This window comes from Peribacillus sp. P4_C12 (genome assembly GCF_056402095.1).
Genome location: NZ_JBFUIB010000138.1, coordinates 1 through 8,628, shown reverse-complemented (window position 1 = coordinate 8,628; position 8,628 = coordinate 1). Strand labels below are relative to the sequence as shown.

General features: G+C 37.6%; 11 protein-coding genes. 2 read left to right on the top strand and 9 right to left on the bottom strand.

Annotated features, from left to right (window positions below):
* The first annotated feature begins 115 nt into the window (after positions 1-115).
* A complete protein-coding gene (locus AC1DUW_RS16115; RefSeq protein ID WP_252432732.1) occupies positions 116-583 on the top strand; it encodes an Hsp20/alpha crystallin family protein in 468 nt (155 codons plus the stop codon).
* Positions 584-821: 238 nt separating this feature from the next.
* Here the strand turns inward: AC1DUW_RS16115 and AC1DUW_RS16110 are convergent, their stop codons facing one another.
* The 6 genes from AC1DUW_RS16110 to AC1DUW_RS16085 form a co-directional block, all read right to left on the bottom strand.
* Positions 822-1,586, bottom strand: a complete 765-nt coding sequence (locus AC1DUW_RS16110; RefSeq protein WP_477642957.1) for a CAP domain-containing protein — start codon at positions 1,584-1,586, stop codon at positions 822-824.
* 490 nt (positions 1,587-2,076) lie between these two features.
* Positions 2,077-2,517, bottom strand: coding sequence for a FixH family protein (locus AC1DUW_RS16105; RefSeq protein ID WP_053346582.1), 441 nt, complete (start codon positions 2,515-2,517; stop codon positions 2,077-2,079).
* A 17-nt stretch (positions 2,518-2,534) separates the two neighbouring features.
* Positions 2,535-3,950: a sensor histidine kinase gene (locus AC1DUW_RS16100; protein WP_477642956.1), complete on the bottom strand. Its 1,416-nt coding sequence runs from the start codon at positions 3,948-3,950 to the stop codon at positions 2,535-2,537.
* Positions 3,943-4,632, bottom strand: a complete 690-nt coding sequence (locus tag AC1DUW_RS16095; RefSeq protein WP_477642955.1) for a response regulator transcription factor — start codon at positions 4,630-4,632, stop codon at positions 3,943-3,945. The genes AC1DUW_RS16100 and AC1DUW_RS16095 overlap by 8 nt, the downstream gene beginning before the upstream one ends.
* Positions 4,633-4,637: 5 nt before the next feature.
* Positions 4,638-5,600, bottom strand: a complete 963-nt coding sequence (locus tag AC1DUW_RS16090) for a YncE family protein (RefSeq protein WP_477642954.1) — start codon at positions 5,598-5,600, stop codon at positions 4,638-4,640.
* 108 nt (positions 5,601-5,708) lie between these two features.
* Positions 5,709-6,023, bottom strand: coding sequence for a hypothetical protein (locus AC1DUW_RS16085; protein ID WP_477642953.1), 315 nt, complete (start codon positions 6,021-6,023; stop codon positions 5,709-5,711).
* Positions 6,024-6,100: 77 nt separating this feature from the next.
* Here AC1DUW_RS16085 and AC1DUW_RS16080 point away from each other — a divergent pair, with 77 nt between their 5' ends.
* Positions 6,101-6,346, top strand: a complete 246-nt coding sequence (locus AC1DUW_RS16080; protein WP_053346586.1) for a hypothetical protein — start codon at positions 6,101-6,103, stop codon at positions 6,344-6,346.
* Positions 6,347-6,622: 276 nt separating this feature from the next.
* Here the strand turns inward: AC1DUW_RS16080 and AC1DUW_RS16075 are convergent, their stop codons facing one another.
* The 3 genes from AC1DUW_RS16075 to AC1DUW_RS16065 form a co-directional block, all read right to left on the bottom strand.
* Entirely contained in the window at positions 6,623-7,549 is a 927-nt protein-coding gene (locus AC1DUW_RS16075) for a CobW family GTP-binding protein (protein ID WP_477642952.1), read from the bottom strand.
* Between the two features lie 124 nt (positions 7,550-7,673).
* A complete protein-coding gene (locus AC1DUW_RS16070) occupies positions 7,674-8,207 on the bottom strand; it encodes a cupin domain-containing protein (RefSeq protein WP_252432736.1) in 534 nt (177 codons plus the stop codon).
* Between the two features lie 24 nt (positions 8,208-8,231).
* A partial coding sequence (locus AC1DUW_RS16065) for a class II aldolase/adducin family protein (protein ID WP_477642951.1) occupies positions 8,232-8,628 on the bottom strand: 397 nt, incomplete at its 5' end.

Sequence of the window (8,628 nt, the reverse complement as noted above, 5' to 3'; positions counted from 1 at the left end):
AAGCTTGATTCATTTTCTATAATTTAGCAAATATACAAATGAACATCTAGGCTTCAGCCTGCATAAAATAACAGAAATAACCCTGTCAGTTGATTGCAGGAGAGAGGAATTCAACATGTTTCCTTGGAATTCACTTTTTTCTTTAAAAAATAACTCAAACCAAAAGGATTTCATGAAAAGTATGCAGCAAAGTGATGTACAATCGTTCATTGAAAAGGTATTTTCGCAGATGATCCCTGAAAATATGCAAGGAATGATGCAACAAAACGATACTAGCTCACAAAAAGAAAATACCAGAACTGAACACCCTTTACATGCCGAGGTATTTGAAACCCATTTATTTGTCTTTGTAAGAATTCCCATAGAAGATGAAGCATGGCTAAAAAAAATGAAACTTTACCATACATCTAATCAATCCATCGTTGAGGGAATCCCAGAAGAGTCGGACCGGCATGTAATTACATTGCCAGCTCTTGTAAAGAAGAAAGGAGCATCCGCACAATTTAAAGAATCAACATTGGAAATCCGTCTGCAGAAAAGTTTCAATGCCCAGTATTCAGAAATTGATGTATCCGATATTTAATTTGGCGTTACTGGAGCCTCACTAATGAATAAGTGCGGTTCCTGCTTTTGTGTTGATGTGAGTATTTGTAAAAACGATGCTATTTAGTATCGACTAAAATTATACGCGGATTTGATGAAATTCATTCTATTTAGAATCAATTCTCTTATTTATCCTATATATTTCAATGACTTAATAAAAAAAAGAGTGCACCCATATGATTCCCAGGGTACACTCTTCTATTAATCTATCATTCTTATTATTTTCCGATGAACTGTTGAGTCCAGTAGTTACCAGATTCTACGTAGCCTACTCCGATATGAGTAAAGCTTGAGTTCATGATGTTTTCACGATGTCCTTGGCTGTTCATCCAAGCTTCAACTACTTCTTCAGGTGTTTTTTGACCTTGTGCGATATTTTCCCCAGCTGATGTGTAGCTGATTCCGAATTTTTTCATCATATCAAATGGAGAGCCGTAAGTTGGGCTATTGTGATCAAAGTAATTTTTGTCTTTCATATCTTGAGATTTCAAACGAGCAACCTTGCTCAATTCTGTATCTATTTTAAGAGCTGCCAAACCTTGTTTTGCACGCTCTGCGTTAGTTAATTTAACCACTTGTTGTTCAAAAGCGCTTAATTCAGAGCTTGTCTCTGTTTTTTCATCAGTATTTTTTTCAGGTTGTGAATTCGTAGTTCCAGCTGGTTTTTGAACTGGTTTTTGAGCTTGTTCTTGAGCTGGTTGTTGAACTGGTTTTTGAACTGGTTTTTGAACTGGTTGTTGAGCTGGTTGTTGAACTGGTTGTTGAACTGGTTGTTGAACTTGTAAGGATTGTGAAGCAGGTAATGTTATGTTGTATTTAGTTAAATATTGGTTAAGGACTTTTTGCATATCTTCTTGATTAATAGATTTATATGTTACTTGTTTAACAGTATCACAGTTTGCTGCTTCTGCTTGGTTAGCTCCCACTCCAGTGAAAATTATAGCTGCCGCTGCTGCTGCTGACATAAACATTTTCTTTTTCATTCGTAATTCCTCCTGTAAAGTTCATTGGTGTTTTGTTTCTGAAATCATCATAACATGCGTTTTTTGTAATATAGGAACCATCTATTTCCATATGTTTTACAGGTAACGAATGTGAAAAAATTATAATCCAAGTTTCAGCGAAAGCAATCAAGAAAGCTATCTATATCTATGTTTTGCTATCTAGTACATATACTCATATTTTTCCAGACAATCCTTGTCAATGGTAGTTACATAGAACCATTTCCATGGAATACTAATAACTTTTAGTTGACATCTCGTTGTCAAACGCTCTAGTATGACTTTCTTTACTTTTATGTTACAAATTTATCGATTTAAAGTTGATTTTCGTCATTTTTATGTGTACTTTTTTCTTAAGTAATAGAATTCAAAATTCATATACTCTAAAACTAGTTTAAAATCCTTAATTTTTACAAAAATAAAAAACAATCCGGGTTAACCCCGAATTGTTTTAGTTTTATCAGTAAAATTATTATTTCTTTTCTTCATCATTCATCTCGTCCATTTCCTTTTTGCCTCCGTTTTCTTCAGGCTGACTTGGTTTGCCTATGACGAATTCCTCTTTAGGCATGTTGTGCATATTCCTTGCCGTTACATGAGCATAAACATAATAGGTTCCTTCTTTATCAAAGGTTTTTTCCAATTCATAGATACCTTTTCCTTTATGTTTTACAGCCGTTTTGTCATGGTCATCACTATTTGCAAGCCATATTTCAAAACTGACATCATCCGCATCCGTCACTTCTTCATCCCCATAAGTCACTTTTGCCTGAAACTTTACCGGCTCATTTATTGCTCCTTGAACAGGATCGACAGTTAACTCGACATTTAGCATTTTCGGAATTTCCTCTTCCTTGCCACATCCTGCCAACAAGATTAAAGCTGTACATACTAACATTATCTTTTTTATCATTGAACGTTTCCCCTTTTTTATGAAGTCCAATCTTCTTTTATGGTCGGAAGCACAATGCTGACTTTTGTACCTGTATGTTCCCTGCTTTCTATTTCAATTTTACCATTTTGTAGCTCCACCAATTTTTTCACGATGGAAAGACCCAGCCCCGAACCGCCATCAAAGCGGCTTCGTGCTTTGTTTACTCTATAAAAGCGATTCATGACATATGGTAAATCAGCTGCAGGAATCCCGTTGCCCGTGTCAGTGACTATGAGCTCGCAATCTCCTTTATGCTGTCTTAAAGTAATTTTGATGAATCCATCTGGATTCGTATACTTAACGGCGTTATCAAAGACATTATGAAGGATTTGCTCTATCCTTCCTTCATCTCCTAGTATAATTGGATCCGGATCTAGTTCGAGCTGTAAACCAAGCTGCTTTTCTTTTAATATCGGTTCATATTTGGCAAGTACATCTTCAATGAATTGCGCATAGGCAATTGGAGTTTTATTTAAAGTGAATTGATCACTGTCCAATTTAGATAGGTCCATCAAATCACCTACAAGCCGCTGTAGCCTAAATGCTTCCCTTGAAATAAGCTGAAGATATTTTTGCTCTTCTTCCTCATTTTTCACAACACCATCCAATATAGCCTGCGTGTAACCTTTCACGTAACTCAGCGGCGTCCGGAGTTCATGGGCAACATTTTCGAGAAACTCTTTTTTTCTTTCTTCCTCTAAATGAATGGATTTGGCCATTTCATTAAAGGCATGTGCTAGATTCCCTATTTCATCATGGCTCTTTACCTGAATCTGTATGTCATAATCTCCCTCTGAGACTCGATGGGCAGCTGTCTCGATTTCCTTAATCGGACTGACTAGCTTTTTCAACCATTTTGTTGTCAATAAAATGGAAACAATTAAGAATAAGAGAACGGCTGCCATCCATTTTGCAGCAAATTCCTTAAGTAAATCTGTAATCGAGTCTACAGGAATATATGTATAGATGATACCTTCGAGGCGGTCTTCATCAATCAAGGGAATGATAGCCGCTACGATGTTCTTTTCAAATCTTTGCTCATATCCCTCTTTTTCAACAACCTTTCCATCTAAGAGCATTTGCCGTTCTTCTGCAGAAATAAGGGTGTCATAATTGATTTCAAAGGGAAGGCAGGCACTTAATTCCCTTGGATTATTGACGACAAAGACCTCGCTGTCACTTTTACTGTTAAACCATTCAACTTGTTGTTTGAATTCATCACTGATCTCACCTCCGAAATAGTCCGCTCCAAGCAAGGAAGCTTCATTAACTAGATCGGTTTTCAACTTTTCCACATACAAATTTTTATAATAATATTGAGAAAGAGAATAAGCGAACAACACTGAAAGAATGATTGCTGTAATGACAGTTAGCCATAGTTTAAAAGAGAGTGATGACCACTTATTACTCATTTTTTTCCTCAATCTTATAACCAATTCCCCAGACAGTTTGAATATAATCGGCCGCCCTCAATTTCATCCTAAGCGTTTTGATATGGGTATCGACCGTCCGTAAAGATCCTCCATATTCTCCGCTCCAAACATTTTCAAGTAGTTGTTCACGGCTGAGTGCCTGATTTTTATGACGCATAAGAAATAGAAGCAATTCAAACTCTTTCAAGGTCAAATTGATTGGCTTCCCATCTAGCAGAACCGTTCTTGATTGGAGGTTTACATTGATTTTACCGAATCGGACGGAATTTTGATTTTCTTCATTCAATGACATTTTCCCTGTTCTTCTTAATACCGCTTCCACCCTTGCTACGAGTTCACCCGGATTAAATGGCTTTACAATGTAATCGTCCCCACCGAGCTTCAACCCTTTTACCTTATCCCATTCTTCACCTTTCGCACTAACAAAAATTACAGGAACATCCGAACTTGAACGGATTTTTTCACAGACGCAAAAACCGTCCATTTCTGGCATCATGATATCCAAAAGGATTAAATCGACTTCATATGTTTCAACCAGACTTATAGCCTCTTTACCATTTGCAGCTTGAAGGCATCGATACCCTGAGTTAAGCAAATACATTTCAACTAAATTACGCATATCTTCTTCATCATCAACGACTAAAATGGTGTAAACGTGCATGTTATCTACTCCCTCAACATCAATTGAAATGGACCCTGACCGACTTTGATGGTTTTTTTAACCTCGACTGTTTCAGCATCCATTACATACACTTCATCACTATCATATCCCGCCACAATCACGTCTTGTTTAAAGTTCGCCATTTCAAAAGGATTGACGCCGACCACTTTGCTTTTCACTTCTTCATACTGATCATTCAATTTATATAAGGAGCTAGTGCCATGACTGAGGATAAAAATCCCTTCAGCATTCTCAATGAACTTAATCGGCATAGTTGGGGCCTTCAACTTTTCCTTCAACTCTCCCGTTTTTGCCGAATAAATATAGAGATTTTCTTCTACTTGGTCTCCATCACCATGGCCGCCTATCCAAACTTCATCCTTTTCTTCCCTTAATAAGGTTCCTGTGGAAGAACTATGTATCGGAAATTCCATATCCACCTTTTTCGTCTCCAGATTGATTACCGAACATTTGGTATCGCCAAAGTTAATGACATACAAGCGATTCGCTTTCTCTCCTTGAAGAACGGTCAAGGGGCTTTTCCCAACCTTGACTATATCCTGCTCCTCACCTTTATCATTTAAAAAATAGATGGAATGATTCGACTGATTGACTGCCACGATGCTTTTTCCATCATGAAGCAACAGCATATTGACAATCCCTTTCCCTATTTCCCAGCTGTCTATCTGTTTTCCTGCTGATAATGAAAACACCTGGATTTTCTCCATCTCTTTTCCATAAAGGAGTATAGTATCTTTATCTGCTAGGAGCAATGCTCCGGTAAATGGCTCTGAAATATCCCAATTGGCAAAGGGTTGATAGTTTTCATCTATAAATGTAAGGGACGTATCCTTGATATTGACAGTCRCCAAAAAAGATTTATCTTTGTTAATTTTTGTATATGTATCACTTCTGTTACACCCACAAAGTAGTATGACGGCAAACAGAAGCGCAACACCCCACTTCATATTTTAGGCTCCTTATTCATTAATATCTATTTTTTTAAAATTTTAACAATGAGTTGTGAAAAAAGTATGAAGCAGAAAAGAATATTAACTAACATTCACTTGTGATATTTACTTCGAGGATGAGAGCCTTTCCAGTTCCGTGACATAGGCCATAACGATTGCGTTCTTTTTCTCATCAGAAAGCGAAGATTCCATAACTCTCTTAATACTGAGGTAAAACTTTTCAAGTATTGGTTTTCGGGCACGAGGATGGGTGTTTTCATCTAAAAGTTCACGTCGGATAAGCTCTGATAACACTTTTCCCCCTTCACTATTCGTTATTTTCCGATTATTCCAGATACTTATATAAGCTTCCAATAATGCTTCATTCATGACTATTTCTTTCATAAAATTATCCCTTCCATCCATTACTAATTTATACATATTAAGAATCAATTTCGTAAAGACTACCTTTATAATACAATTACACTTTTAAATATTCAAAAAAAGGAGTGAGTATAATGTCTCAAGTATACCGCTGTCCGAATTGCCGGACAAATAAATCTCGCTTCAATCTCATTCAGCAAATACCAACACCTGTTAAAAAGGATCCGCAATCCGGTGAGATTGTTGAACAATACTCGAACGATTCTCTTCAGCCCTTCCATCTTGCCTATAATGGTCCTGAGATTCGTGTGCAATGTGCAGCATGCGGATTAATTGAAGATGAGAAAACATTTGCAGCCTTTGGTGGGTTGCAGCAATAAAAATGGTCAGACCCGTTTAATGGGGTCTGACCATTTTCCAATCCCTTCCAATAGCCATTTTGGCCCGGTCAATGGCAATTGGAATAGCTTTATCGTCCTTATAAGCCTTCATCAAGTAAGGCATTCGCATTCGCAATCTCAATTGCTTTTTCTCGGACATCTTTATCAAGATTTTTCATTGAATCAGGGTAATCGTTTTTATTCCATGGCACAAATACCGCCTCCTTGAAAAGAAAGTTACCTTTTCTGTTCCCGTCTTTAATCGGTGGTAATCGTTTAATGGGCTGTTTTTGCTTCCAAAGCTTTTAACTGACTGATCATCATTTCTTTATCCAATTTCTCACCGATAATAACGATATTTAGTGGCATTTTTATCATTTCATTCATATACATTGGCATCCCGTAAGAGTATTGAAATAAATGAGGGTATTGTGAATGTGTGAAGAAAATGTATCCTTTCATTCGATAGACCGTTTCCGGAAGGGCCCTAAGCCAACCTTCAAAATCGGTTTGTGCCACTGCCCCTTCAAATGTATGAACAACGGCTGTTAAATGCAAATGGCTGTGGACATCTAATTTTTGATGGACTCTATGCTGTTTCCTATGCATCTGTTGCAGAGATATCAAGGAAACAGATGCATACTCTGTCAATAAACATACAGCTTCAGGATTCAGCCCTTGAATGGAATAAATAAGTTGAGCTGCCTCCATTTCGCTTACTAGATCTGCTTTATTTAATAAAATGAAATCCGCATGATGAATTTGCTCAGCAAGCAACTGGCGAAGCTGTGGAGAAAGCTCATCTCGGTCGCGCCACCTTAACAAGTCAACAACTGTGATAATCCCTTTATATTCCAGCTTCTTCGCAAATAGTGGAGACATAATGCCATCCAGCACTTCAACTGGATGCGCAGCACCTGTTGTTTCAATATAAACGGCGTCTAAATCATTTTCCGTCAACAATTCATGCAGCTGAACCTCGAGCTTATCCTGAATTGTACAACAGATACAACCGTCAAACAGCTCCTTCAGAGGTACGTCATCACCAATCAAACCGCTGTCCACCGATACACTGCCGAGCTCATTTAATAGCACGGCCACTTTTCTACCCACTTCACTTTCCTGCTTTAATATATTTCGAAGAAGCGTCGTTTTCCCGCTGCCGAGAAAACCACCTAATATGTAAACTTCAGTTGTTTTCATTCGTATCTGCTCCTATAATCCAGCTAAATTTAATTCCGTTAAATTTTATCATACTTGCCCTTCTAAAGCATCCGCGAAGGCCATATAAAAAAACCAGCCCGAAAGCTGGTTTTTCTCGATTGATTTATGCTTGAACTTCGTCTTTTTCGTAAATTGGAACCCAACCTGCTGCTGTTACGAAGATACGGATAGCTACAGTTTTTCTATCTTCTGCTAACGTGAAATAATGACGGGTAGATTCTGGTACGCTGATTAAATCACCAGGATTCAGTCGTACGTCAAACCATTTTTGCTCACTACCTTCAATAGCAAAGATACTGGTCCCACCGGCTATAAAACGTACTTCATCATCTTCATGATGATGTTCCTGTTTAAAGTTTTCAAGCATTTGATCCAAATTTGGGTTTGCATCGGATAGTGTGATGATATCATGTGCTTTATATCCGCGTCTTTCAGAAATCTCTGCAATTTCTGATTTGAACGTTACAAGGATTTCATTTTTATCGTCATCCGTTAGATCATATTTTTCTACCAGATGGGACGGTAATTTCGATATATCCCATTGTTCGTATATTACGCCTTGTGTTTCTAAAAATTTTTTTACCTGCTCACTGTTCTCAATAACCTCATTTGTTTCATGGAATCTAATTGTAGCCATTACCTATTCCTCCTCTATGAGTTTTTATCTTATAGAACCTGTAAATGCCTGTTGCTGATTAAGCAACAGTTGGTATTGAAACAAAAATTCACATGCTTCTAGAATTCTTTTTGCTTCGAGTCCACTTTTCCCCCAAACCGTGATTCCGTGATTTCGAATAAGCACGGCTCCTGAGTCTTCTTCGACATGAGGCGTGAACTTTTCAGTTAACAGAGGAATGTCAGCGTGATTGTATATTATTGGAATTCTCAACTCTGCATCTTCATTCCATCGCCCTGTCGCTTTAATAATTTCATGATTACGGAAAGTCACTTCCCCTTCATCTCCATATAATTCAGAAATCACATTATTTTCTACTGTATGAACATGGAGTACACAGTTCGCATTGGTTCTCTCGTAAATCACTGTATGAAGCAGAGTT